The following is a 25,272-nucleotide window of genomic DNA, read 5'->3' on the forward strand; positions in this document are numbered from 1 at the left end:
CAGAATCTGATTATTTTGGTGATAGATCAGAAACTGTATTTGATCCCGATGCGATAACGAGTCTGACGTTCATTGGTATATTTACTGCCAGCGACGTTACCAATGGCCATATAAGGCGACCAGTTTTTATCCCACTTGTAAGTTAATTTAAAATCGTGGCTCCAATCATAATTCTCTTCATTTGCCAGAACTACACCGGCTTTATTGGCTTGTTTGTAATCCAACTCATAATCTAATTGGTAATTTTTGAAGAATTTATAGCTAAGTACACTCGTCAGGTTATAGCCGTGCTCAGAGGTGTCTTTTGCCGTATTAATATTGGCGCTGGTGCGTTTGTAATAAGGACGATAACGTAATGAGACCGAGACATCGTCGACAATATTTGCCTTGCCACGCAGGTAAGGGCGATAATTATTGGATGTTGAGTTTGAATCTAATGAGAAGCCGGGTTCAATAGAGAAGGTATTATCAATCTTGTACACATAGCTGGCGACGACTTCAGTGCCATTACTCACTGTTTCATGCAATACCTTATCTTTGTCCTGTGCTCCTTTCCACTTGCCTTCCAGCGATAAACCGAAGCCATTCGCGAAACGATGGGACATGACTACGCGGTCTTTATGATTGTTACCGCTTTGATCTTGCATTTCATGACGATAATCAATAGTTACAGCCATTGCGCTGGTGCTGATAAGTGATGCCATTGCCAGAGATAATAATTTAATGTTCATTACACTTTCCCTATTTTAATAAAAACATTAGTTATCACTACAAGTACAAATATATTTATGGAACAGCATTTTATTTGTTTTGATATTAAGTTCCGAGATCTAGAACTAATAGTTTGAAATTAATAAAACAAATATCCATTTATGTGACTAACTTCAAAGTAAATAGTTTTACTAATGCGCTGGCGCTATAATTTTTTTGTTATAACGTAGGTATGGCAAAGGGATGATGCTATTTCATGCGGGATTATATGTAGGATAAATAAACTTAACGTGGCAGGTTAGAATACAGTAATACCCTATAAACAAGGTGAATGTATCCCGATGAACGTGATTCGGGTAAGTGAATGCAGCTAACGCCGCGGTAGCGTCAAGGGCGAAGGGTATAGCGAGCTTCAAACTCCTCACGCGGTAAAGGCTGTGAAAATAAAAACCCCTGACCACAGTGGATACCGTGCTTCAACAGCCATTGGCACTGCTCGTCTGTTTCTACTCCTTCGGCCATTACCCGCAGATTCAATACTTCTGCAATGGTCGCTATAATACGCGCCATCACAGCATCTTCGGGCAAGTGTTTCACAAAGCTTTTATCCAGCTTAATCATGTTGATTGGCAAGCTTTTCAAATGGTTGAGATACTGTAGGCTTGAGTATCCGGTACCAAAATCATCCAGTGCGATAGATAAGCCAAGCCCTCGCAATTTACGCAACACCATCAGTGCGTTATCAAGGTTCTGAATACGGGCAGTCTCAGTAATCTCCAGCACTAATTGTTGTAAATCAATGTGATAGCGACTGATGATAGTTTGTAGGTGGGTCAGGATATGATCACATTGCACTTGTAAGCCAGAAATATTGACCGCCAGTGACAAGGTAATCCCTTGCGCCTTCCAGTCAGCCAGAATGCGACAAGCCTCGTCCAGCACCCAACTACCTAGTGGCATCATTGCACCGCTCTCTTCCGCGTCAAGGATAAACTCAGAAGGTAAACGATAACTGCCATCCGCCTGACGCCAGCGCAACAGCGCTTCCGCGCCGATCACCCGTTGCTCTTGCATATCCCATTGCGGCTGTAAAAACAGTACAAAATCACGGTTTTCAATCGCCTGTAAAATATCATTTTCCTGTATCAGCCGCTTTTGCATTTTCTCCGTCAAATGCGGCTCAAACACCATAGTCTGGTCTTGCCCCTGATGGTGGGCATTGATACGGCTCATGTCCGTGTAGGCTTCGACTAATAGTTGCTGGTTACGATTGTAATTGTGTACCAACACACCCAATTCATCATCCTGATGATGAGCGGGTAGTGTGAGCTGATGATCCAGCACACCTTGCTGACCAATCTTTTCCAGTTCTTTCGCCATGGCCCGTAGCGGGTGAATGATGAGTCGATTAATACACCAAGCGATAGAAACTGAAAGCACCAATGCCAGTAGTAAATAGGTGGAAAGCATGGCCGACAAGGCGCTGAGAATAAATTGATACATGCGGAATGAATCTGCACGCAACACTAAATGCGCCAGCGGCTGCGGATTGGCGGAGACCCGCTCCAGTGCATACAGGGGTATGGTTATTTGTATTGGCAGAGAAAAAATATGCTTAGCCCAGCGGGGAACCGGCCGTTCCGTGGGGAAATTGGCATGTAACACCTGAATTTGGTTCGGTAATATCACTTCAGCACGGCTGAGAATACCAATAGGTAACAGGCTATTGAGGACTTTTTTAGCTTGTGGGATATCAACGCTTAATATTGCTTCGGACAACGGTTGGCGAACTGAATATGCGATGCTCTCCAACTGCCTGGCGTAGTCATCTTTGCGCTGCTGCACAAAGTGGAACAACTGAATGACGATAAAAATACAGATGGTTACCAGTGCCACAACTGTCACTGCCGCCATTTGTTTAATCGTTAATGAACGCCTTACCCGCAAACTCGCTCTCCACCAATTCCGACTGAATAAAATAATGCCATTTTATATGGCGACAGTACTTCGAGCCTATAATACCTGACGACACCCCATTTTTATCTTTTGATAGCGAATCGGGGAAGAATACCGTGGGTTTCGGTGTTTTCCTATCAGGATCACTACATCAGAGTGCTATTTCTCACTCTGAATGTTACACGGCTGGCTGATTACTTAGATCTGCGTATGGCACTAATGGTCAGTATATTTTAATGTCACGTATTGACTGTTCCATGAGGATTGAAGCTCACCCTGACGATTAAAACGATAACGATGCTGTGACCATCCCTGACCAAACAGTGTCAGTACCGCACTGTAATAGTCATCTCTGCCCGGCGGTGAATCTTGTACTCGTTGCTGTTGCACGCGAAGCGTCTGCTGATTAAATGGCTTCGGGCTGCTGACTAAAAATGGCAGTAACGCCGCCGAAAATCCTTCTGACCCATTGCCACTGATTTTACCATTGCTGGTATTGATATTCTCCGGTGGTAGCCCTTGTTGCTGAGTAACCGCCGCCATCGATTGGAAGCGCTGGATTAATTCGGCCTTTTGCGGGCTGTTATCGGATAACATACCGACCCACAAATAGGTGCGGATAGCATCGTAGCTGCCAATATTCGGCCGTGTCTCATCTGATTGCCAACCTGTGCCTTTTTGCCAAACCACCCAATCAGGTGAAAAGCCCTGAGGTGCCGTTTCCAGCAATAAACGCTGATTCACTTCAAGCATCGCTTGCCACGGCCCAGCCAAAGAAGCAAAACGCGTCAGCAGTTGTGGCGGCAGATAACTGGGGTTAAGCCGCCAGCGATCATCGTTGTAAAAGCCAATCTTCCCCGGCAATAACATCTTGCCAAGGCCCGGAATATTCACCACTTCATCCTTAGCAATACGTTGCAACAACAAAGTACCCATCGTCTGGTAGCGACGGTGATTCCATAACCGGCCTGCTTCCAGCAAACTGTATGCAATCCAGACATCGGCATCAGAGGCTGAGTTCGGGTCCAGAACGTCCCAATTTTGTTGCTTGTGTTGCCCCCACAGCCATGCGGGGAGGCGGGCCGTTAAATCGCCTGCGGCCAGGTTGTTTTCCGTCCAGGTTAATAACTGGTCAAAGATTTCCCGATCATTAGCAACCAGTGCAAAAAACAACCCATAACTCTGTCCTTCAGAGGTGGTTATTTTCTGCGGGCTGCTAGGGTCAATAACCCGCCCGACATCACTGATATAATCATGTTTGAACTGCTGCCATGCAGGCCAATCGCAGGCTGCTGCGCTAACAAAACTGGTCAGCAACAGCAGACCACAGGCCCATCGTTTAACTATCTCGACTATCAACATTAATCTCTCTCATCAAGCGACAACTCGCAGCGACTGACCAAGATTAACACTTGATCAGTCAACACCGGTGCCTGACGCGCGAATATTCTGTATCCGGCCTGTAAATTAGGATTATCAGCAACCTTACGCGATTGCTATCCGTTTTTTTCCTCTTCATCCTTATCAACAGCAAAACAGGCTACCATTTGGCCGCCGTATTGCTTCAGTTGTGGTTGCAACTGAGTACAAGGACCAAAGGCTCTGCGGCAGCGCGCATTGAACGCACAACCTGGCGGCGGGCTCATCGGGCTGGGTAATTCCCCCGTCAGCTTAATACGCTCACGGCGCATATCCGGATTCAGCCGTGGTGTCGCAGATAACAATGCCTGAGTATAAGGGTGGCGTGGATTGTTAAAAATGGCCGCTTTACTGCCTTTTTCAACACAACGGCCCAGATACATCACCATGACTTCATCGGCAATATGCTCAACCACTGACAAGTCGTGGGAGATAAAGACATACGACAGCCCCAGTTCCTGCTGTAAATCCATCATCAGGTTCAATACCTGCGCCCGAACTGACACATCCAGCGCCGAGACCGGCTCATCAGCAATCACCACATCCGGATTCAACATCAGCCCACGAGCAATGGCGATACGCTGACGCTGACCGCCGGAGAACATATGAGGATAGCGATCATAATGCTCGGTCTTCAAGCCAACTTTCGCCATCATCGCCAATGTTTTTTCACGACGCTCTTGGCGATTGAGTTTGGTATTGATTTGCAGTGGTTCTTCCAGAATTTGCCCGACTTTCTTACGCGGGTTCAGGGAACCATAAGGGTTCTGGAATACAATCTGGATTTTCTGCCGACGCAGTTTTTCCGCACTTTCATCAGGCTTGAGCAGATCTTGACCCTGATAGTACAGCTCGCCCCCCGTGGGGATCTCTATCATGGTCAGTAAGCGGCCCAGAGTGGATTTACCACAACCGGACTCCCCGACGACTGCCAAGGTCTTTCCCCGTTCAAGGGTGAACGAAACCCCATCCAGTGCTTTAACCAAACGTTCCGGCGCGAAGAAACCTTTCTTCACCGGATAGTACTTTTTCAGATCAATCGCCTGCAATAGCGGTTTGTGGCCGCTATCCGCAGCTAAAGTCCCACTCAATTCGGTATCAGACATATTCTCTGTATCAGGCATGTTTTCTGTATCAGGTATTGCCGGTGTGTTCTGGCTCATAGGGTCGGCCTCCCCGCATCATCGAGCGGTGTATGACATTTAACCTGCCGCCCCGCTGGCCCCAGTAATTCAGGCTCCTCACGGCGGCAACGATCATTGGCATACGGGCAACGTGGGTTAAGCAGGCACCCGTCAGGACGGTCATATTTGCCCGGAACCACCCCTGGTAAAGATGCCAACCGCGCTTTATCTTGCGCGAACTCGGGTAACGCACGTAACAATGCCTGCGTGTACGGGTGCCGTGGCGCGCGGAAAATCTCTGACGCTTTACCGGTTTCCACCACCTGGCCGGCATACATCACAATAATATGATGTGCCGCTTCCGCCACCAGAGCCAAATCATGGGTTATCAGCAATAACGCCATATTTTCACGCTGCTGTAATTCCAGCAGTAATTCAATAATTTGCGCCTGAATAGTCACGTCCAGCGCGGTGGTCGGCTCATCGGCAATCAGCAGTTTTGGCTTACAGGCAATCGCCATGGCGATCATCACGCGCTGGCTCATCCCACCAGAAAGCTGATGCGGATACACATCCAGCCGTGAAGCGGGATCAGGAATACCCACCAGAGTCAGCAAATCAACCGCCCGCTGATGGCGGGTTTTACGGTTGCCGCCCTGATGTACCTTCAGCGCTTCCATGATCTGGAAACCGACGGTATAGCATGGGTTAAGGCTGGTCATCGGGTCTTGGAAGATCATAGCCACTTCCGCACCCACTAACTGACGCCGCTCTTTCTCAGAAATTTTGGTCAGGTCGCGGCCATTAAATTCCAGCTTATCGGCCATCACTTTACCGGGGTAATCAATCAGCCCCATAATAGCCAGTGAACTGACCGATTTACCGGAGCCGGATTCGCCGACAATCCCTACCACCTGTCCTTGATCAATGCTGTAACTGATACGGTCTACAGCCTTGAACGGCGCACCTTCGTCGCCAAAGTGCACTGACAGTTTGTCTATATTTAAAAGTGCCATATCTCTCTACCTCTGTTACTGCTTGAGTTTGGGGTCGAGAGCATCACGCAGGCCGTCCCCCATCAGGTTAAACGCCAGAACCGTCAGCAGGATCGCCACACCGGGGAAGGTCACGACCCACCAGGCACTTTGGGCGAACTGCAACACGTCGGAGAGCATAGTGCCCCATTCCGGTGTTGGCGGTTGCGCACCCATGCCAAGGAAGCCGAGAGCCGCCATATCCAGAATGGCGTTAGAGAAGCCGAGAGAAGCCTGCACGATTAACGGCGCGAGGCAGTTTGGCAGGATATTAATAAACATCTGGCGCATAGCACCCGCACCGGCCACTCTTGAGGCCATTACGTAGTCGCGATTGACCTCAACCAGCACCGCTGCGCGCGTCAAACGCACATAATGCGGTAAGGCAACGAAGGTCAGCGCCAATGAGGCGTTAACAATGGAAGGCCCGAATACCGCCACCAAAACCAATGCCAACAACAGACTTGGCAGTGCCAGCATGATATCGACAACACGCATGATGATGGCATCGACCATGCCGCCAAAATAACCGGCCAGTAAGCCGAAAAACACCCCCATTACCAGTGACAGCACCACCACCAGACAGCCGACCAACAGCGAGAGCCGGGCACCGTACATCAGGCGGGACAAGACATCACGACCCACATCATCAGTACCGAGAAGAAACTTCCAGCTCCCCCCTGCTTCCCAGACCGGTGGTTTCAGTAATGCATCGCGAAATTGCTCTGCCGGGCCGTGTGGGGCCAACCAGGTAGCACCTGCGGCAATCAGCAGCATAATAATAATGTAGAACAGGCCGACAACAGCCCCTTTATTGCGCTTGAAATAGTGCCAAAACTCCTGCAAAGGAGTCATGGGTTTCGGCGCACGTTTTACAACAGACTCGGTAAGTTGAGACATTATGCGCCCCTTATTTCTTGTGACGAATACGCGGGTTAACTACGCCATAGAGCACATCTACCAGCAAGTTAACTAAAATAATCATGATTGCGACCAGCAACACACCGCCTTGCACCACCGGATAATCGCGGCGTTGCAAGGCATCCATCAACCAACGCCCCAACCCCGGCCAGGAGAAGATGGTTTCGGTCAGGATAGCGCCAGCCAGCAGGGTACCGACCTGCAAGCCAATCACGGTAATCACCGGCAGCAGAGCATTACGCAATGCATGGACCACAATCACCCGCATCCGGCTCAGACCTTTCGCCCGTGCAGTACGGATATAATCCTCGCCTAACACTTCCAACATGGAGGAGCGAGTCATACGCACAATGACTGCAAGGGGAATGGTACCCAAGACAATGGCCGGTAAAACCATGTGCATAACCGCGTCTTTGAAATCACCAGGCTCACCCCAAATAAGGGTGTCAATCAGCATAAAACCGGTTAGAGGCAGGCTGTCATCGAGGAACACCGTATCACTGACGCGCCCGGATACCGGGGTCAAATTCCATTGAACCGAGACCAGCATAATCAGCATGATGCCCCACCAGAAGATAGGCATCGAGTAGCCGGTGAGGGAGATCCCTACCGCCGTGTGATCGAATATTGAACCGCGTTTAACTGCCGCGAGCACCCCCACCGGAATACCGACGGCGATAGCAAACAGCATCGCGCAGATCCCAAGTTCCAGAGTGGCTTTAAAGCGGGGAACAAACTCATCCCAGACAGCAATACGGCTTTTCAACGAAATGCCGAGGTCGCCATGTAATACGCCATTCACATAATGGAAGTATTGTTGATAAAGAGGCTTGTCCAGCCCCATTTCCGCCATGATTTGAGCATGACGCTCGGTGGAGATACCGCGTTCCCCGGCCATGATGGTCACCGGGTCACCCGGGATCATATGAACAAAAGCGAAGGTCAGCAAAGTAATGCCGATAAACGTTGGGATAACTAACCCCAAACGTCGGAGTATGAACTGCAACATATCCCGAACTCTCTGTGTAGAATGCCTGGCTGCTCGTGGGCAACTAGGCTTATATGGCTCACATCTGTATCTGTCTTAACCTAAATAAGAAACCGGTGAACATGCCGATTACGCACATTCACCGGTCATCTGGCAGGCTAAAATTAATCCAGGGACACGTTCTCGAAATGGTGTTTACCCAACGGATCTACAACATAACCTTTCACTTCTTTACGCACTGGCTCGTACACCGTTGAGTGAGCAATAATCAGCGCAGGGGCTTGATCGTGCATAACAACCTGAGCTTGTTTGTAAAGTGCGACACGTTTGTCATGGTCAGACTCAGCACGAGCTGGCTGGATCACGTCTTCAAACGGCTTATAACACCATCTTGAGTAGTTAGAACCTTGCTTGGCCGCATCACAGCTAAACAGGGTGGCGAAGAAGTTGTCTGGATCCCCATTGTCCCCGGTCCAACCCATCATCACCGTTTCATGTTCGCCGTCTTTGGCGCGCTTGAGGTATTCGCCCCACTCGTAAGTTACTATCTTGGCTTTCACGCCTACTTTCGCCCAGTCGGACTGGATCATTTCAGCCATACGACGCGCATTCGGGTTATACGGACGCTGAACTGGCATTGCCCACAGGTCGATGGAGAAACCGTCTGGCAGACCCGCTTCTTTCAGCAGCGCTTTCGCTTTAGCCGGATCATAAGCGTAATCTTTCACGTCATCGTTGTAGCCCCACATCGTCGGTGGGATCAGGTTTTTGGCCGACTGGCCTGCGCCCTGATAAACCGCTTCGATAATCGCGTCTTTATCCACGGCCATGGTCAACGCTTGACGGACTTTGAGGTTATCCAGTGGTTTTTTCTCAACGTTGAAGGAGAGGTAACCGACGTTCAAGCCCGGTTGCTCCATCAGGTTGATGGTTTTATCTTGCTTCATGCGAGCAATATCAGCCGGGTTCGGGTATGGCATAACCTGGCATTCGTTTTTCTGCAATTTGGCGTAACGGACTGACGCATCTGGGGTAATAGAGAAGACCAGACGATCAATTTTCGGTTTGGTACCCCAATAACCATCAAAGGCTTTGTACAGAATACGCGAGTCTTTTTGGTATTGTTGTAACTGGAACGGGCCGGTGCCAATTGGGTTTAAATCGACTTTTTCTGGCGTGCTCGCTTTCAGCATATTGTCGGCATATTCAGCAGACAAAATAGAAGCAAAGTCCATCGCCAAATCAGCCAAGAATGGCGACTCCGGACGGGCCAGTTCAAAGCGAACGGTATTATCATCAACTTTAACGATATTGGTGATTAAATCACCCATACCCATACCCTGGAAGTATTCATAGCTGCCGCCAGAGACTTTATGGTACGGATGTTTATCATCTTTCTGGCGCATGAAGGAATAGATCACGTCATCAGCATTGAAATCACGGGTCGGTTTGAAGTCTTTATTATCTTGCCACTTCACGCCTTTACGCAGGTGGAAAGTATAACTCTTGCCATCTTCGCTAATTTCCCACTTTTCAGCCAGACCAGGTTCAATTTCGGTGGTACCGAGTTTGAATTCAACCAGACGGTTGTAAATAGGCACCGAGCTGGCGTCATAAGTCGTACCAGAGGTGAAAAGCTGTGGGTTGAAACCTTCCGGAGAACCCTCAGAACAATAGACTAATGTTTTAGCTTGTACACTGGCTGCCACGGTCAGTGCAATCAGCCCAATACCGAATTTCAGTATCCCTGTTTTTCCCAAGGAAATCGTCATCGCTTGTGCTCCATTATGGTGATGTGTGTTGTGTGTACGGCCAGACCCTATAATTTTTTAGTCCGCGGACTGTGCCGTTTTGGCTCATTAGCCGCAGGGATGCGGGATTGAGATGCCGGATAAAAGCTATCGCGACGACAATGTTGAGTATGTGAAATCACCCAAACTGCTCTCGATTACTGCCCCTGAGGGTACCAATTTGGCAACAGTTGGTGGCAACGTCAATACGGCCTGAAAGGATTTATCAAGACAATGAGAAACAACAAGCAAACATAAAAAAAACTTCTCGTTAACATTATTAGCATGAAAAATTATGCTACCGATAATATGTCAGCGATATTGACTGGGTAATTCAAATAAAGCAGTCGTAACATCCAGCGACAAACAAAAAAACTTTGTTGCTAAATGACGTATATCTGTTCAGTTTTTTTTGTAATTTCGACAGAAAATAGGAGAAAATGCAGCTACAACAGCCGATAAGTGACGTGATCCTTGTCACATCCAGCCATAATCTCAAACATCTTGTGTGCTGTTAAAAAAGCAAAATTGGATCGGCCCTCCCCCTTCTCGTAAGAGATGGCCCGCCTCGATACAAAAGCGCCCCATAATAGTGCCCCTCATGGGTGCATCCCAAGAAAAAAAGCCTATAAGCTAATATTGCCAATTAAGTGTGAAGCCCAATACCACAGGATCAGTGGTAAAATTAGCCGGTTTAGCAAGTGGTATCCCAATATTAAAATTATAACCAAACCGATGATAATTTCCTTGGATCCCGACAACCGCCCCAGCCAAATGTTCTTCTACTAAAAACGGGCTGCCTTTTTCGCTCACGCCACCGTAATCCACACCCACATAGAACTGACTGGCGGTATGTGGAATTATCCAGGCAATATCATTTTTCAAGACCCCCCCCTGTGACCCCACCAGGGCGTTACCGGTTGGAAATCCACGGACTGAATTACGCCCACCAATAGAAAACTTATCCTGCATCACCAAATGGGTACCGGCATATTGCTGACTAAAAGTCGGTTGATAATAGAAACGCTGATCGCCCAGTTTGAAGGGGATATCCAATGAAGCCGTAACATTAATTCGCTTAGCCGCCGGAAACGACTCTTTGCCAAGAGACGGGCGAGCACCAAACCATTGGGTTCCTTGTTGGTAATTAACACCGGCTCGAATAGTGGCCCAATGGGTATAATGCAGATGTTGCAGCCCCAGTTGCCAGTCGACCGTATTCTGCCGCTGAACATCCAGTTCTTTATCGACCAAAAAGCGATTGGACTTACGAATTAGCGCCCCAGTATAAACGACCGTTTTATAGTCATCGCCTCGCATCAATAACCGTTGAATTTTCAAATCCAATGACTGCCAGCGGGAATGGTATTTAAATGTTTTATTGGCTAACAATAAAGACTGATAATAAGCGCCCCGACTACCGGTTACATTCCACAGCCAATTACCGTAAGGCACTGAGTAATGTAATGAAAAATGGTTATTGCCTTTGCTATGGTGGTTATCCAAATCCCGGCTGGTAGAAAAATAAGCCAAGTCACTCAATGATAATGGATTATCGAGAAAAAATGTCACACCGGCACGATAGCGGCCAACAGCATAATGCCCGGCGTCATCAAGAAAAGCATTGATTCGCCAGAAACGGGATTGCTGACGCTTAACAACAATATTACTGCTTAGGTCTTCTCGATTGAGTTTCACATCCATTGTGGCGTTCACCGAAGGCAAGCGCTGTAAGTTTTCCAACCCCTGTTCTAGCTGGCGTAAATTCACCAGATCACCGGATCTACCAGGGAAAAGAGGACTCAGTTGGGCGTAACTATCACTGTCATCATGGTGTTCAATGCGGTCAACTCTACCGGGTATCAGCGTCAAATATAAAGAGCCATCCACATAACCTCCCTCGGTAAAAATAACCCGAGAAGTGATATAGCCATTTGCCATTGCAATTTATCCCGTAATGCTGTTAATCCTTTATCGCCCAAACAGCGGCCTTCTGCACCCTGCGCCCACCGCTTTAAATGTACTGCATTGGGGAAATCATTAATATTGATCAACTCCACCTGATTAATCACTAAACAGGTTGTGTCGTCGGCAGAGTTTTCCTCGGGTGGCGCGGTAGGCTTACTTTCAATTTGTGTATGTGAAAGCGGAGGAATAAGATTATTTTTTAATATATGTTGTTGCTGCTCCAATATTGTTGTTTGAGTTTGATTAACCTCAGCATATACATTAAATGAAGGTGTAAAAATAAACACCATAAAATAAAATAAAGATAACCCACCCCATACTTTATTATGGTGATTAACCTCACTTACAAATATTTTTCCATTCGTCATCTCAATAGAGCCTCTCTCAATACAAAATGCATTAAAACATACTAAAAAGATAGTTAACCGCGGAATAGCGGCTAACTATAAATTCATTTTCAACTGCAATTATTTAATAGTGAAATAAATAAGGAATGAAAAAAATACATCTTCCATCACTAAAAACTATTTATTTGCAGCCAAAAAAACAGAGCCACTGCCATTTTTTATTTTAATTTGCTGGTTTTTTATTCCGTTAGACAACCCGATATATCCATGCTCATTTTTAATGCTTTCACCCGTATTTATATAGATCCCAGCACCACCTTCAGAGTAGATATTGCCCTGATTGTTATTTAACGATTTTGCCACTATTCTAATATTTGATTTGTTCGTTGATTTATCATTTAAATTAATATGTCCATTTTTATTATTAACTACACCTCGGCTATATAACTCGACACTTCTGCCTTCAATATATGAGTGTCTATTATCAATATTGCCACCCGCTCTCATGTGAAGTAGCCCCGTAGATATAATCCCGCTATCCGAGCTATTGACTATATCCCCCTCGGCGTAAATACGTATTTTATTGGCATACATTCCCCCTATGTCAACGACATCGATACTTACCGGCGTGACAGGGGGACTTAAATAGGCAGGCCGTGTTGCTGTGACCTTTTGACCCGCAGAGGCCAGATTTATTTCAACATCACCCATCACAGCAAAAACATCATCCGCATGTAGCTTACCGGCAAGAGTGAGTGACTTGGAGAATAAATCAAGATAGACGCGTTTCCCTTCAATACTACGCTGATGCTTCGTCACGTTAGCGCCATCCCCGCTATTGCTAATACTGATATTCCCTTCAGTAACAACAAAGCTTTTCAATTTATTATCACTATCGAAAGTGGGTACCCCTGTGGTGAGGGCGATGTGGGACATGTTAGAAAATGAACATCCACTACAATTGATACCAGATGGATTAGCAATAATAACATGAGCATCCTGCCCGACAAGCTTCACCTGCCCGTTTAAATAACTGGCATGAGGAGAGACAACCTCATTTAAGATAACCTGGGCCGCGGCATTTTTTAAATGAGGATTTCCATTAACCTCACCGGACAATACGTTATTCAGAATTATCACATCATTATCGCTATGCGCGTTAAAATGACTATATTTATTATGTGATAATCCATACTCATCTGGCGTTTGAATATTTACCGTTGTTTTTTCACCACAATTTAGACTATGACATACCCCTTTGGATAGCGGGGATAAGGACTCGACTTTTATATCCGCCTGTTGCTCTACAGGGGCCCGAACATCGGCAATAATATTCGTTGTCGAATGGGCTATTGATACACTGCTGAGAGATAAAAATACAGACACTGAAATTATTGAAACTATTTTCCCAGTATGGCTACATCTTATATTCATTATATTATCCTTATAAAATTATTAATTTTAATGTTTGTCGCATGAAGGTGTCTATTGAATCATAGCGCCATTCATTACCTATTTTTAGATAATAAAAGTCAACCAGATAAAGATAATATAATTTATTTAATGAGTAACAATAATATACAACACAAATACATCACCTTAATGGTAATTATTGTTCATGACATGTGAGCAGAATTTAGCTTATTTGTAATTTTTTAAGCTGTATTTTTAAATAAGAGAATAGATGAGAAAATGACGAAAAAAACCCTGACTTAAAAGTCAGGGTTCTTAAATTTGGTCGGCGAGAGAGGATTCGAACCTCCGACCCACTGGTCCCAAACCAGTTGCGCTACCAAGCTGCGCTACTCGCCGAATCGGGGCGCATCTTACTGCTACCACCCTGAGCCGTCAATCACTTTGTTAAGAACCCACTGGCGACTGTTGTTAAAACCACCACCAGTGGTTAAAAGTGAATCATTTGGGATGACATCAGGCCTCGGAGTGCGTTAACTGCGGCGATTGTGCCCGCAGGAATGGCAGCAAGAAGAAAGCAGATAAACAGGCTGCAATGGAAATAACCACAAAGAAACCATCCCAGTGCCAAATTTCCATAATTCGCGCAATAGGGTAACCCGATAAGGCCGCCCCCAGATAAGCAAATAATCCAACAAAGCCGGTAGCAGCACCTGCCGCATCTTTATGTGAACATTCAGCAGCAGCCATACCAATTAGCATCTGCGGGCCAAAAATAAAGAAACCAATGGCAAAGAAGCAACTCGCCTGCAAGACATAACTGACACCCGGCATAATCCATAATGAAGCGACAGAAAGGAAAATACCAATGGCGAAAATAAGGTTCATTGGCCCACGATTACCACGAAACCATTTATCTGATCCCCAACCCGCCACCAGCGAACCAATAAATCCGCCGACTTCAAATAGTGAAATTGCCGAGTTGGCCGTCATCAAAGAATAGCCTTTCTCTTGTGTTAAATAGAGATTACCCCAGTCATTGATCGCAGTACGAACGATATAAACCAGCACATAAGACACCGCCAGCAACCAAATATATTTATTGGTCAACACATAGCGTTTCACAATCTCTTTGTTCGATAAGCCCTGGCCTTCAGACTCCTGCACCAGCTCCATCGCATCATTGCGCCACTGACCCACACTTGGCAAGCCCATAGTGCTTGGCTTATCCCGTAAGCGCCAACACATCAGCAAACCAATCACTACACCGATAATTCCGGGGATAATCATGCCGTAGCGCCAACTAAAGTGCAGGGAAATAAAACCGACTAACAAGGGGATCAACGCCCCACCAAAGTTATGCGACGTATTCCACATCGCCCACCAACCACCGCGCTCTGAGCGCGAATACCAGCTAGTTAAAATTTTGGAACATGGCGGCCAGCCCCAACCCTGAAAGAAGGCGTTAAGGATCCACAAGGAACCAAATACCAACAATGAAGAACTCATGCCGAACAGGATATTGATAACCCCGGTCATGACCAGCCCAATACCCATAAAATAGCGCGGATTTGAACGGTCGCTGATCATCCCAGAGATAAATTTAGAACAGCCATAAGTAATATAAAACAGCGTACCCAAAATCCCGACATCAGACATCGTCAAACCTAAATCACTGAGCATGGCAGGCATGATGAAGTTAAAACTTTTACGGGTGAAATAAAATGCTGCGTAGCCGATATACATCGTCCACATTAATTGAATACGCCAATATTTATACGATGAATCAATTTGCTCTTGATCCGTCACTGGCGGTACGTTATCGCGGCTTTTGAGGAAAGACCACATATGAACCTCAGAAAATTTTACACGTAGTGTCATCATGTTCCTCGCGCGCACAGAACTAGTGAGAAAAACACGCGCATAAAACGAGAATATTTCTTAGTTTTCATTAGCTGACAAAGAAATTGTGGGAAAGGTCACATTTAAGCAGGTGCCATTATCAATACCCAGCGTAAAACTTCCGCCCAAAGCGCTCACCCGCGACTGCATACCTCTTAAACCATAACCTGGCGTTAATGTCGCTAAATCAACACCTTTTCCATTATCACGGATCGTCAGCGTTATCTGCTGCCCCTCCTGTTGTGCATTAATTTCAATCCGGCTGGCAGCACCATGACGATAGGCATTGGTTACCCCCTCCTGACAGATACGGTATAAGGTAATCCTCAGTGTTTCATCCATCGGAGCATCATCGAGTTGCCAATTCAGTACCCCGACCACTGATTGGTCCTGCGGAATAAGCTCACGCATCAAGGCTGCAACAGCGGCCGACAAGGGCAGGTTATTTAATGCCGCAGGCCATAGTTTCGCCAAAATATCATGCACACCGTCGTAAACTCGCAACGCCGATGTCTCTATCATCTCGGCACTGCTCAATACAGGTTGTTGTGTTGTCAGCTTTTTAATGATGCTGGCTTGGGTACGGATGACGGTCACCGTTTGCCCTACCTCATCGTGCAACTCACGCGCGACATCACGGCGGGCGTGCTCCTCTGCCACCACTAATGCTTTAGCCAATTCACGATTTTCATTCAACCGTATCTGTAATTGATAATTTAATTCGCGCTGACGTTGGATCCCCGCCCCCAATAATAAACCGGTCAAGCTTTGTGCCAGTAGCGACAACAACAAATCACGGTGTGAATCTAACTCCGCTGGTGTATTGATCAATAACACCATGCCATTGAGCAGTGTGGCCACCACCGCCCCTTGCCAACCATAGCGATAGGACATAAATACAATGGGAATAGCCAGACAGAATGGCGCAAACAGATATAAATCAGACTCGGTGATGTGATGCTGTAGCCAGATACTCAAGGCAAATAATAGCAAATACCACAGGATATGGTGCAAACGTAGGTTAATCGGCTTATGGATCAGCCCCGGCTCCAGAGGAGCCCAGATTTGACGCGCCAGATAATGCCACAGCAACAGGCAAATCGGTGCAATGGTAAAGCCGCCAACCAGCCCCAGCAATAGCGCCATAGCGCCCTGATTACTGGCAATTTGCCATCCCAATGCCTGTATTAACGCGGCACCAATAATCACCGCACCTTGCATCAAGGGCCATTGCCATTCACTGTCATTCTTCTGATTACGCAATAACCAAGGGGAAACAACAACCGCCAATACGGTGGTCGCCAGCAGCAGGGGAAAAGCAGTCAACAACAGACTATAAGGGTAGCCAAACTGGTCAGTTAGCAGCCACCACAATAGGGCATCCCCCAGCAGAATACCCGGCCAATATTGGCGTGGGCTTTGCAATAAAATGCCCATACGCAGGCCAAAGGGGAACAACAGCAGTGCCTGTAAAGGCCGATCGACCAGTTGAGTACCCACTGACCACAAGCAGAAAGCCGCTGTGGTATAGATAAAAAATAGCGCTACCAACATGATCAAACGCTGCATCATAGGTTCAGCACCTGCTTCGCCAGTTCAACATTATTGCTGACACCCAATTTGGCAAATAAGTTAGCGCGATGAACATGAACAGTTTTTGGTGACAGGCCGAGTGACTCTGCAATCTCGCGGACGTCCATTCCCTGAGCCAATAACACAGCAACTTCACGTTCACGGCGGGTTAACGGGTCGACGGCAACGCGTGCCAGCTTTTGGGCAATCTCAGGCATCAGATAGACTCCGCCACTGCCCACCGTGCGGACGGCATTAACCAGATCCTCCGGCTTACAACGTTTGGAGAGAAACCCCCGTGCGCCGCGCTCCAGTGCCATCTCCACTAGCGCAGGGCTATCATGCATCGACAGCATAATGACCCCCATCCCTGAAGGGAGATCCTTCAGTAAATCCAAGCCGCTCTCATCAGGCATGGAAATATCACAAATGCAGATATTCGCCTGTAAGCTCGGTAATCCAGCGCGTGCCTGCTTTGCTGAACTGAACTCCCCCACCACCTGAATATCATCTTCCAAAGAGAGCAACTGGGCAAAACCTGAGCGTACAATGTCATGGTCATCAATAAAGGCAACACGGTAAGTCATGTCCAGACTCCAGCCGATGAGGGATAAGGACTGGAGTATACCGTAACCAAGAAATAACAAAGGGGGGCGAGGTGTCAAAAATCGGACCAGACTGAGGTAAATCTGGCCGATGGCGACTAAATCGCCGGCTGCTGCTGAGTTGGGGATTGGCACCAGTTATTTTGTGCATTAATTCCGCCATCTGGCGAGGTGTAACCTAAACAACCAAGGATGGAATCAAACAGTTCGACCTGACGATGGGTTTTGCCCACCCGCTGTTCTGCCTGTAATTGCTCAAAAGCAACAAGATGTTCGGGTTGTGCCAGAAATTTATCCGATGCCCAAACCATCAATGGTACGCGAAATTGCTCCGGTGGGGCCATTTCACGCGGAGTACCGTGAAAGTGAGAGTTATCGTCAATGGACTCACCGTGGTCCGAGGAATAAAACACCAGAGCTTTCTTATCACGCATTTGATTAATCACATTTGCGACAAACGAATCCGTATATAACACACTATTATCAAAAGCATTTGTTAGCATCTGCTTACTGCAGAAATCATCCACACCCATGCATTCCGGCTGATAGCGGGCATAGCTGCGGGGGTAACGTTGAGAATAGAGATAATGTGAACCTTTAGTGTGTAGCACAACCAAATGTTTACCGACCGGATAACGCCCCAGTGACTCCTTCAACTCATCAACCAGCAGCATGTCGTCTACCGGTTTATTATCGTTACGCTTTTCCGAAGCGATTAATTCGCGGAATGAATAGTTATTGGTATTCGCATTATTGTAGAACCACATCTCGCTCTGCATAGCGAATAATTCAGACGTGAAACCCAATGATTTCATTACCGAAAATACGTTTTGCTCTTTCAGTGTGCGTTGCGGATTATCTTCCGTACCCCCTTCACGCACAAACATACAGCGCAGGGAAAGTTTCGTCGAGGTATCACAAGATGTGCCGCGAAAGGCGACCAGGTTCTTTTCTTTGCTCAGGCGCGGGGTGGTATCTCGTGGGTAGCCCAGCAATCCCATATGATCCCAACGCGTCGTTTCACCAATAATAAACACAACATAGGTGTCATCAATACCTACCGGTGCCACATAGGTATGGTGTTCCGCAGGGTTATATAATACTGCCGCATCATACTTTTCATTGTATTGTGTATAAGCGTATAAACCCAATGCTGCCAACCAGTTAGAAGGCAAATAAGAGTGAGCAACCACCCCACCATAACTGGGTAAATCGACAGTTTTCAGTTGCTCGTTCGCATCTTGTACATTATCCAGATAGCGTAACGGCAACCAAACCAGCCCCACCACAACCGCCATCAACAATAACGGTTTGATACGCTGCCCCGGTGTCAAAAATTGCTCAAGTAGGGTTAGCCGCAGGTTATTTTTCCAGATAAGTAGCAAAGGCAAGGCACTAACCAGCACCATCCAAATCACAAAATGGAGTCCGATAACCTCTTTAGAAAGGTCAGTATCTGTCGTTAATACGGAAATCACGATGCCATAGCCAATCACGACATTGAAAAAAGTCATGTAATAACTGGCAGCGACAGAAATAAGAACCAACAACGTCGCAATTATGCGGTAAAAAAGCCGCCCGCCGAGGGAAATAACCCGCATCACAAAAAAGGTAAACAGAATAATGGCCATCACTTCAATGATAGCTGACACGACTTTTATGCCTTGGACACCCTGACTGAATGAATCAAAACGACGATAAAAGACAGATATATTCAGGAAAATACCAATATAAACCGCCAACAACAAAGAAATACTTTGCTGCGATAAAGATTTAACTCTGTCCATATAACGCCAGGTCTCCAAAGACACTATTCACGGCTTGAATCAATCAGACAGTGAACCCCTCTTCAGGTTCAGTGCGAGATCAATAAGCATGCTACTGATATCGATTACAAGAATTATCTTAACCATTCTTAATGAACCAATCCGCGAACTCACGCATAGTCTATGGAAGATATACCGATTTATTTGTTTGAAAATAAAGCGAAAAGAATGGCCAAACACTCAAAACCCACAAGATAATTCTCATGGGATTTTGAGGGATTCGAAGGCAATCTTATTTAGTGGGTGCGTCTATCTTGTCGTCTATTCGCTGCAACATATAGGGATAGAACGGATTAGATGAAATGCGCATCAGTGAATCCAACCCGACGACCAACACAGCACGTTCACCACGAGCAGCAAAAGTCCCCAGACTGATACCGTATTGGTCACGCGGGTCCGGATAGCGGCCATACAGTGAATCACTCATGGGGAATGGCAATGCCACGTGGGACAGTGAGAAGATATCCGGCGGATAAATCAGCCCGGTTAGCACTGAAGTCTCGTTGGTTTCACCAGCCAAGGTGGTAATCGCCACTGTTTCATTACTTTGCGGTGAAACGTTAGTGATCACCGTGGTATTGTAATTACGCGGCGGTGGAGGCAATAAGCGCGCCAGAGCGGTATAAGAAGATGTTCTCAGTAACGGGCCGAAACTGGCTGCACGGTTCAAATCGAACAGCACCACTTCGCTGCCATTCTTCGGCAAGTGGTTGTAGAGCGCGGAAACGACAGCCCGAGTACTGACCGTTGAGTCCATTAATGACTGGAAGGTCAAAATAGGCGGTAACTCGTCCATTTTATTGTTTCTGGCATCACGAGCAATTTGCTGTTGCAGCACCGAAGTCAGTAAATAAGACTGACGGGCGGCATTCACCGGGAACGAGTTGTATTTAAACGGATTAAACTCGGGCACTATCCCCAACCAGGCTGCTTTGGCAAAGGCCGGGAAGATAGCAGGCCAGCCCGCAATACCGGCAAAACGCGCAAAACTGGTGACGCCAATCATTGGGGATATCAATATGACACGCGCGGGTTTCGCCAGTTTCGGGTCATCCATCGAGTCCAGCGTATACTTCATTGCCAGCGCACCGCCATTGGAGAAGCCAACGACATGCAGAGGTAAGTCCGGGCCACTCAATGCCTTAGCTTCACGAACTGCCAGGCGAGTTGCGGCTAACCAATCCTGCCATTCAACATCCGTCAGTGCGGCAGGTACAGAACCGTGGGCAGGCAAACGAATACCCACAGCAACATATCCACGCTGACGATAATTTTCAGCAATATGACGCAGACTATAAGGGGTATCAGTCAAACCATGCAGCAATACAACAGCACCTTTAGGCTTACCGTCGGGCTGTAAAATATAAGAACGGTTCCAGTCATTTTTAAAATGTGGCGGATAAATCGCGCTACCTGAATAATAACGATTGAGTGGAACCTGAGTTCTTGGCTCTAGTTTTTCGGTAACATTAATCCGAACTTCATCGAAAATATTATTTTCAGTTTTGATGTAATCCGCCCAACTGGCTTTATCAATCTCAGTTGCACGCATTTCATGCGGAACAAAAGTATGCCAAAGCTCAAGCTTTGGGCCACGTTGTGTATCGTAAATTCGTATCGCAAGTATGGTAACGGACATTACCACCAAGACCAGTACAATCCGTTTAATCCACCGCTTAATGGCTATGGCAGGCATGGGCCGCTACTCCGTAGGTCTATAATTTTTCATAATTGAGGTCAGTTTACCACCATCTGGCCATGCAGCCACTTTAAACGCAAAACATTCTATTGGTATATAGTGTGATAACAATAAAATTGTTATGTCATTATTGCTGCCAATAAACATCTTTAAACAGACTAATTATCGCTTCCCAATTTAATCTCCCTCTAGTATTAAATAATCTGATCCATGCCCTAAATAATTCGAGTTACAGGAAGGCGGTAAAACAAATCGGTCGATGACCGGTTTGAAGTATGACGGGTATAACTTTGTCGTGAATACATCGCGCCAGCATCACTCACCTACCGGGGTAACATCCTATGAAAAAAACTGAACTCGTAACCGAACAACCACACAAGGTAGATTATCTACGCTTCCATCGCGCACATGAACATTTGTCTAACCCTTTCGGCAACGGTTGGTTTGCCCAAAAGGCTGAAGCTTTTGCGCGGTTTTTTGGCACTCCGGTTTTCCTGGGCGCACAGACACTCATCGTGGTGGTATGGATAGGTCTGAATGTCATGGGTGTCGTCAAATTTGATATTTATCCCTTTATTTTACTGAACCTGGCTTTTAGCTTACAGGCCGCTTACGCCGCTCCACTTATTTTGCTGGCGCAAACCCGTCAGGCAGAACGCGATAAGGCCCATGCAGAAGCCGATGCACAGCATCGTGAGGCGTTAGCCATTGCTAATGAAGAGCGGCAAAAAATGGCCGCGCAGAATGCTGAACAAATGCTGGAATTACTGCGGCAGAATACAGAACTGACAACGCTGACCAATCAATTGACAACACGTCTTGAAACCATGGCTTTTGAGTTACATCAAAAACTGGTGCTCAATTCACCGACACTCCCGCCACACCCCTGAAACATCTCTATGGCCGCTGAATATATTATCAGCGACCCACCGGTGCTACATTTCGCGGCTTTCGACCCGCTCGTGAATGATCTGTGGTGGTGCCTTACGCAACCAAATCCACCAGGCAAGCGTCATTAATGCTACCCAAGCCAAGCCAACATATAGAGCAATACGGGTATCTGGGAAATACCCAAGAACGGCAATAATAAATGCCATAAAGATAATGGTCAGAATGGGTGCTACCGGCCAAAATGGTACCCGGAAGGCCAGCCGAGCAATATTGGCTTTGCTCATAGAGCGGCGCATTGCCACTTGTGAGAGCAAAATCATCAGCCACACCCAAACAGTCGCAAAGGTGGCTATCGAGGCGATGATCAGGAACACATTTTTAGGGATCAGATAATTCAGCACCACACCACATAGCAGCGCAATTGCCATTACCAAAATAGTCATCCATGGCACACCATTACGGGTCAGGCGGCTAAAGCATTTGGGTGCCAGCCCTTCCTGCGCCATGCCATACATCATACGACCAGCACCGTAGATATCACTGTTAATCGCCGAAATAGCGGCAGTAATAACCACTAAATTCAGTATATTAGCTGCGGAGTTGATACCTAAACTGCTGAAAATCTCAACAAAAGGACTGCCATTTTGCCCAATACTGTTCCACGGATAGATAGCCATCAGAACAAATAAAGTCAAAACATAGAACAGCAGAATACGTATAGGTACTGTATTGATAGCGCGCGGTAAAACTTTTTCGGGATCTTTCGCCTCACTGGCAGTCACCCCGATAATTTCAATTCCACCAAAGGCAAACATCACTACGGCAAATGACGCAATAACCCCAGTGAGACCATTCGGCATGAACCCTTGGTGAGACCATAAATTACTGACACCGGTGCTTTCATGACCCGCACCAAAACCAAACATCATGATGCCTAAACCGGCGGCAATCATAGCAATAATCGCCGTGACTTTTAGCAACGATAACCAGAACTCCATTTCACCAAAGACTTTGACAGAGCAGAGATTCAGCGCACCAATAAAGAAAATAATACTCAGTACCCAAACCCACTGCGGCGCATCAGGAAACCATAGCCCCATATAGATACCGAATGCGGTGACATCTGCCAACGCCACAATAATCATCTCAAAGGTGTAGGTCCAGCCGGTTAGAAAGCCCGCCAGCGGCCCAAGATAGCGGCTGGCATAATGGCCAAAAGAGCCGGCTACCGGATCATGTACTGCCATCTCACCTAATGCGCGCATGACCATAAATACCGCAGCGCCACCGATCAGGTAAGCCAGTAAAACAGCAGGGCCAGCCAAGCGAATCGCCTCTGCAGAGCCATAAAACAGACCAGTACCGATGGCGGAACCTAACGCCATGAACCGAATATGCCGCGCACTGAGGCCGCGTTTGAGCGTGGATGAATCATTCTTCATGGTACATTCTCGCAAATTTGTGCCCTTTCAGGCAGGGGTTCAGAGAGGGTGATCCCGATAATTGGGACCCCCCATAGGTAGATGTAATAGTTTGTTATATTTATTATTAATGGATTACGGGTTATTAAAGACTTGGTAGCAAATGCGGTGGCATCAATTCATTCATATGACGCTGTGCAATGAGTTGGCTTGCAGCCTCAATATCGGGGGCAAAGAAACGATCTTTTTCGTAGTAGGCCACATGCTGGCGCAAGAGCAGACGCGCAGGCTCTAGTGCATCTGACGTTTTCAGTCCCTTGCGTAAATCCAGCCCCTGACATGCTGCCAACCACTCGACGGCCAGAATACCGCGCACATTTTCGGCCATCTCCCACAAACGTTTGCCAGCACGGGGGGCCATAGAAACATGATCTTCCTGATTGGCCGACGTTGGGATGCTATCAACGCTGGAAGGGAAGGCCAGCCCTTTATTTTCGCTGGTTAACGCTGCAGCAGTGACCTGCGCAATCATAAAGCCAGAATTTACGCCGCCATTTTCCACCAAGAATGGGGGTAACTGCGACATATGCTTATCCATTAATAGTGAGATACGGCGCTCTGCTAATGAACCAATTTCAGCCAGCGCCAGCGCCAGATTATCCGCCGCCATCGCCACTGGCTCAGCATGGAAATTACCACCAGACAACACATCGCCTTGCTCAGCAAACACCAGTGGGTTATCTGATACTGCATTAGATTCAATAGCCAGTACTTCTGCGGCTTGACGCATTTGGGTCAGGCAGGCACCCATCACCTGTGGCTGACAACGCAAAGAGTATGGATCCTGCACTTTGTCACAATTCCGATGAGACTCAGAAACTTCGCTGCGGGAACCCAACAAGTGGCGATAAGTGTTCGCGGCATCAATCTGCCCCCGTTGCCCCCGTGCGGCGTGAATTCGTGCGTCAAACGGGCTGCGGGAGCCTAATGCCGCCTCAACGGTCAGACTGCCAAAGACAGAAGCCGCAGCATAGAGATCTTCCGCCTCAAATAAGCCACGCAATGCATAAGCAGTAGAAACCTGAGTACCATTAAGTAGCGCCAACCCCTCTTTCGCAGCCAGGGTGAGAGGCTCCAGATTCGCCTTTGCCAGTGCCGTACGGGCATCGAGCCATTCCCCCTGATAGCGGGCTTTACCTTCGCCCAGCAGCAGTAAGCTCATATGTGCCAGCGGGGCTAAATCGCCAGAAGCGCCCACTGAGCCTTTTAGCGGAATATGTGGATAGACTTGCGCATTAACTAAAGTCATCAGCGCCTGAATGACCTCCAGCCGGATACCTGAATAGCCGCGAGCCAGGCTATTGATTTTCAACACCATAATCAGACGCACAATGGCATCGTCATTTGGCTCCCCAACACCGGCTGCGTGGGAAAGCACAATCGAGCGTTGCAGGTTTTCCAAATCTTCCGTGGCAATACGGGTGGAGGCCAACAGGCCAAAGCCCGTATTGATACCATAAGCAGTACGCTTCTCTGCCAATATAGCCTGTACACAATCCACACTTTGCTGAATAGGGATGTAAGCACTATCATCCAAAGTGATATGCACCGGATGCTGATAAATATGCCGTAAATCTGCCAGAGTCATCTGGCCGGGGCGTAGAGTCATTGTTTTCATGCTTGTT

Annotated in this window: 18 protein-coding genes, 1 tRNA gene and 1 pseudogene; 2 read left to right on the top strand and 18 right to left on the bottom strand. The window is 47.2% G+C overall.

All coding sequences use genetic code 11. The features are described from left to right. Positions 1-26: 26 nt before the first annotated feature. The 8 genes from AEP37_RS16275 to dppA form a co-directional block, all read right to left on the bottom strand. Entirely contained in the window at positions 27-731 is a 705-nt protein-coding gene (locus tag AEP37_RS16275; protein WP_049614336.1) for an oligogalacturonate-specific porin KdgM family protein, read from the bottom strand. A 367-nt stretch (positions 732-1,098) separates the two neighbouring features. Continuing rightward, positions 1,099-2,658: an EAL domain-containing protein gene (locus tag AEP37_RS16280; RefSeq protein ID WP_156168628.1), complete on the bottom strand. Its 1,560-nt coding sequence runs from the start codon at positions 2,656-2,658 to the stop codon at positions 1,099-1,101. 225 nt (positions 2,659-2,883) lie between these two features. After that, a complete protein-coding gene (bcsZ, locus tag AEP37_RS16285) occupies positions 2,884-4,029 on the bottom strand; it encodes a cellulose synthase complex periplasmic endoglucanase BcsZ (RefSeq protein ID WP_408068341.1) in 1,146 nt (381 codons plus the stop codon). Between the two features lie 134 nt (positions 4,030-4,163). After that, positions 4,164-5,192 (bottom strand): dipeptide ABC transporter ATP-binding subunit DppF, encoded by a 1,029-nt coding sequence (gene dppF / locus AEP37_RS16290; RefSeq protein WP_156168632.1) that lies wholly within the window; start codon positions 5,190-5,192, stop codon positions 4,164-4,166. 53 nt (positions 5,193-5,245) lie between these two features. Continuing rightward, positions 5,246-6,226: a dipeptide ABC transporter ATP-binding protein gene (gene dppD, locus AEP37_RS16295; protein WP_049614339.1), complete on the bottom strand. Its 981-nt coding sequence runs from the start codon at positions 6,224-6,226 to the stop codon at positions 5,246-5,248. A gap of 15 nt (positions 6,227-6,241) precedes the next feature. Further along, entirely contained in the window at positions 6,242-7,144 is a 903-nt protein-coding gene (gene dppC / locus AEP37_RS16300) for a dipeptide ABC transporter permease DppC (protein WP_049614340.1), read from the bottom strand. A 10-nt stretch (positions 7,145-7,154) separates the two neighbouring features. Continuing rightward, positions 7,155-8,174: a dipeptide ABC transporter permease DppB gene (gene dppB / locus AEP37_RS16305; protein WP_049614341.1), complete on the bottom strand. Its 1,020-nt coding sequence runs from the start codon at positions 8,172-8,174 to the stop codon at positions 7,155-7,157. A gap of 143 nt (positions 8,175-8,317) precedes the next feature. Beyond that, positions 8,318-9,925 carry a dipeptide ABC transporter periplasmic-binding protein DppA gene (gene dppA, locus AEP37_RS16310; protein ID WP_049614342.1) on the bottom strand — a complete coding sequence of 536 codons (1,608 nt, stop codon included), beginning with the start codon at positions 9,923-9,925 and terminating at the stop codon, positions 8,318-8,320. 112 nt (positions 9,926-10,037) lie between these two features. Between dppA and AEP37_RS27605 the strand changes: the two genes are divergently transcribed. After that, positions 10,038-10,160 (top strand): hypothetical protein, encoded by a 123-nt coding sequence (locus AEP37_RS27605; protein ID WP_268872742.1) that lies wholly within the window; start codon positions 10,038-10,040, stop codon positions 10,158-10,160. 416 nt (positions 10,161-10,576) lie between these two features. On the opposite strand, the pseudogene AEP37_RS16315 reads toward AEP37_RS27605, so the two are convergent. The 8 genes and pseudogenes from AEP37_RS16315 to AEP37_RS16350 all read right to left on the bottom strand — a co-directional run bounded on the left by AEP37_RS16315 (position 10,577) and on the right by AEP37_RS16350 (position 21,272). Next, positions 10,577-12,279, bottom strand: a pseudogene (locus tag AEP37_RS16315) (ShlB/FhaC/HecB family hemolysin secretion/activation protein). Positions 12,280-12,435: 156 nt separating this feature from the next. After that, on the bottom strand, positions 12,436-13,692 hold the full coding sequence (locus tag AEP37_RS24325; protein WP_050691867.1) for a two-partner secretion domain-containing protein: 1,257 nt from the start codon (positions 13,690-13,692) through the stop codon (positions 12,436-12,438). Between the two features lie 301 nt (positions 13,693-13,993). Further along, a tRNA-Pro gene (locus tag AEP37_RS16325) sits at positions 13,994-14,070 on the bottom strand. Between the two features lie 117 nt (positions 14,071-14,187). Continuing rightward, entirely contained in the window at positions 14,188-15,519 is a 1,332-nt protein-coding gene (gene uhpC, locus AEP37_RS16330) for an MFS transporter (protein WP_049614354.1), read from the bottom strand. Between the two features lie 93 nt (positions 15,520-15,612). Beyond that, positions 15,613-17,145, bottom strand: a complete 1,533-nt coding sequence (gene uhpB / locus AEP37_RS16335) for a signal transduction histidine-protein kinase/phosphatase UhpB (RefSeq protein ID WP_049614343.1) — start codon at positions 17,143-17,145, stop codon at positions 15,613-15,615. Then, positions 17,142-17,732, bottom strand: a complete 591-nt coding sequence (uhpA, locus tag AEP37_RS16340) for a transcriptional regulator UhpA (RefSeq protein WP_049614344.1) — start codon at positions 17,730-17,732, stop codon at positions 17,142-17,144. Before uhpA ends, uhpB begins: the two co-directional genes overlap by 4 nt. 116 nt (positions 17,733-17,848) lie before the next feature. Continuing rightward, a complete protein-coding gene (eptB, locus tag AEP37_RS16345) occupies positions 17,849-19,537 on the bottom strand; it encodes a kdo(2)-lipid A phosphoethanolamine 7''-transferase (protein WP_049614355.1) in 1,689 nt (562 codons plus the stop codon). A 271-nt stretch (positions 19,538-19,808) separates the two neighbouring features. Further along, positions 19,809-21,272: an alpha/beta hydrolase gene (locus AEP37_RS16350; RefSeq protein ID WP_049614345.1), complete on the bottom strand. Its 1,464-nt coding sequence runs from the start codon at positions 21,270-21,272 to the stop codon at positions 19,809-19,811. 344 nt (positions 21,273-21,616) lie between these two features. On the opposite strand from AEP37_RS16350, the gene AEP37_RS16355 reads away from it, so the two are divergent. Then, positions 21,617-22,165: a DUF1003 domain-containing protein gene (locus tag AEP37_RS16355; RefSeq protein ID WP_049614346.1), complete on the top strand. Its 549-nt coding sequence runs from the start codon at positions 21,617-21,619 to the stop codon at positions 22,163-22,165. A 45-nt stretch (positions 22,166-22,210) separates the two neighbouring features. Here AEP37_RS16355 and AEP37_RS16360 read toward each other — a convergent pair whose 3' ends face one another. Together AEP37_RS16360 and hutH are read right to left on the bottom strand one after the other, a co-directional pair. After that, positions 22,211-23,608, bottom strand: a complete 1,398-nt coding sequence (locus AEP37_RS16360) for an amino acid permease (RefSeq protein WP_049614347.1) — start codon at positions 23,606-23,608, stop codon at positions 22,211-22,213. Between the two features lie 124 nt (positions 23,609-23,732). Then, positions 23,733-25,265 (bottom strand): histidine ammonia-lyase, encoded by a 1,533-nt coding sequence (hutH, locus tag AEP37_RS16365; protein ID WP_049614356.1) that lies wholly within the window; start codon positions 25,263-25,265, stop codon positions 23,733-23,735. Positions 25,266-25,272: the final 7 nt, after the last annotated feature.

The sequence above is a fragment of the Yersinia pekkanenii genome (assembly GCF_001152565.1).
Classification (GTDB): domain Bacteria; phylum Pseudomonadota; class Gammaproteobacteria; order Enterobacterales; family Enterobacteriaceae; genus Yersinia; species Yersinia pekkanenii.

Coding starts and splice junctions, on each gene's coding strand:
- AEP37_RS16355 (WP_049614346.1), top strand. CDS start 21,617: ATGAAAAAAACTGAACTCGTAACCGAACAACCACACAAGGTAGATTAT.
- eptB (WP_049614355.1), bottom strand. CDS start 19,537: ATGGACAGAGTTAAATCTTTATCGCAGCAAAGTATTTCTTTGTTGTTG.
- uhpA (WP_049614344.1), bottom strand. CDS start 17,732: ATGACTTACCGTGTTGCCTTTATTGATGACCATGACATTGTACGCTCA.
- AEP37_RS16275 (WP_049614336.1), bottom strand. CDS start 731: ATGAACATTAAATTATTATCTCTGGCAATGGCATCACTTATCAGCACC.
- AEP37_RS16360 (WP_049614347.1), bottom strand. CDS start 23,608: ATGAAGAATGATTCATCCACGCTCAAACGCGGCCTCAGTGCGCGGCAT.
- dppA (WP_049614342.1), bottom strand. CDS start 9,925: ATGACGATTTCCTTGGGAAAAACAGGGATACTGAAATTCGGTATTGGG.
- AEP37_RS24325 (WP_050691867.1), bottom strand. CDS start 13,692: ATGAATATAAGATGTAGCCATACTGGGAAAATAGTTTCAATAATTTCA.
- dppD (WP_049614339.1), bottom strand. CDS start 6,226: ATGGCACTTTTAAATATAGACAAACTGTCAGTGCACTTTGGCGACGAA.
- uhpC (WP_049614354.1), bottom strand. CDS start 15,519: ATGTGGTCTTTCCTCAAAAGCCGCGATAACGTACCGCCAGTGACGGAT.
- uhpB (WP_049614343.1), bottom strand. CDS start 17,145: ATGATGCAGCGTTTGATCATGTTGGTAGCGCTATTTTTTATCTATACC.
- dppC (WP_049614340.1), bottom strand. CDS start 7,144: ATGTCTCAACTTACCGAGTCTGTTGTAAAACGTGCGCCGAAACCCATG.
- AEP37_RS27605 (WP_268872742.1), top strand. CDS start 10,038: ATGCCGGATAAAAGCTATCGCGACGACAATGTTGAGTATGTGAAATCA.
- AEP37_RS16350 (WP_049614345.1), bottom strand. CDS start 21,272: ATGCCTGCCATAGCCATTAAGCGGTGGATTAAACGGATTGTACTGGTC.
- dppB (WP_049614341.1), bottom strand. CDS start 8,174: ATGTTGCAGTTCATACTCCGACGTTTGGGGTTAGTTATCCCAACGTTT.
- bcsZ (WP_408068341.1), bottom strand. CDS start 4,029: ATGTTGATAGTCGAGATAGTTAAACGATGGGCCTGTGGTCTGCTGTTG.
- hutH (WP_049614356.1), bottom strand. CDS start 25,265: ATGAAAACAATGACTCTACGCCCCGGCCAGATGACTCTGGCAGATTTA.
- dppF (WP_156168632.1), bottom strand. CDS start 5,192: ATGTCTGATACCGAATTGAGTGGGACTTTAGCTGCGGATAGCGGCCAC.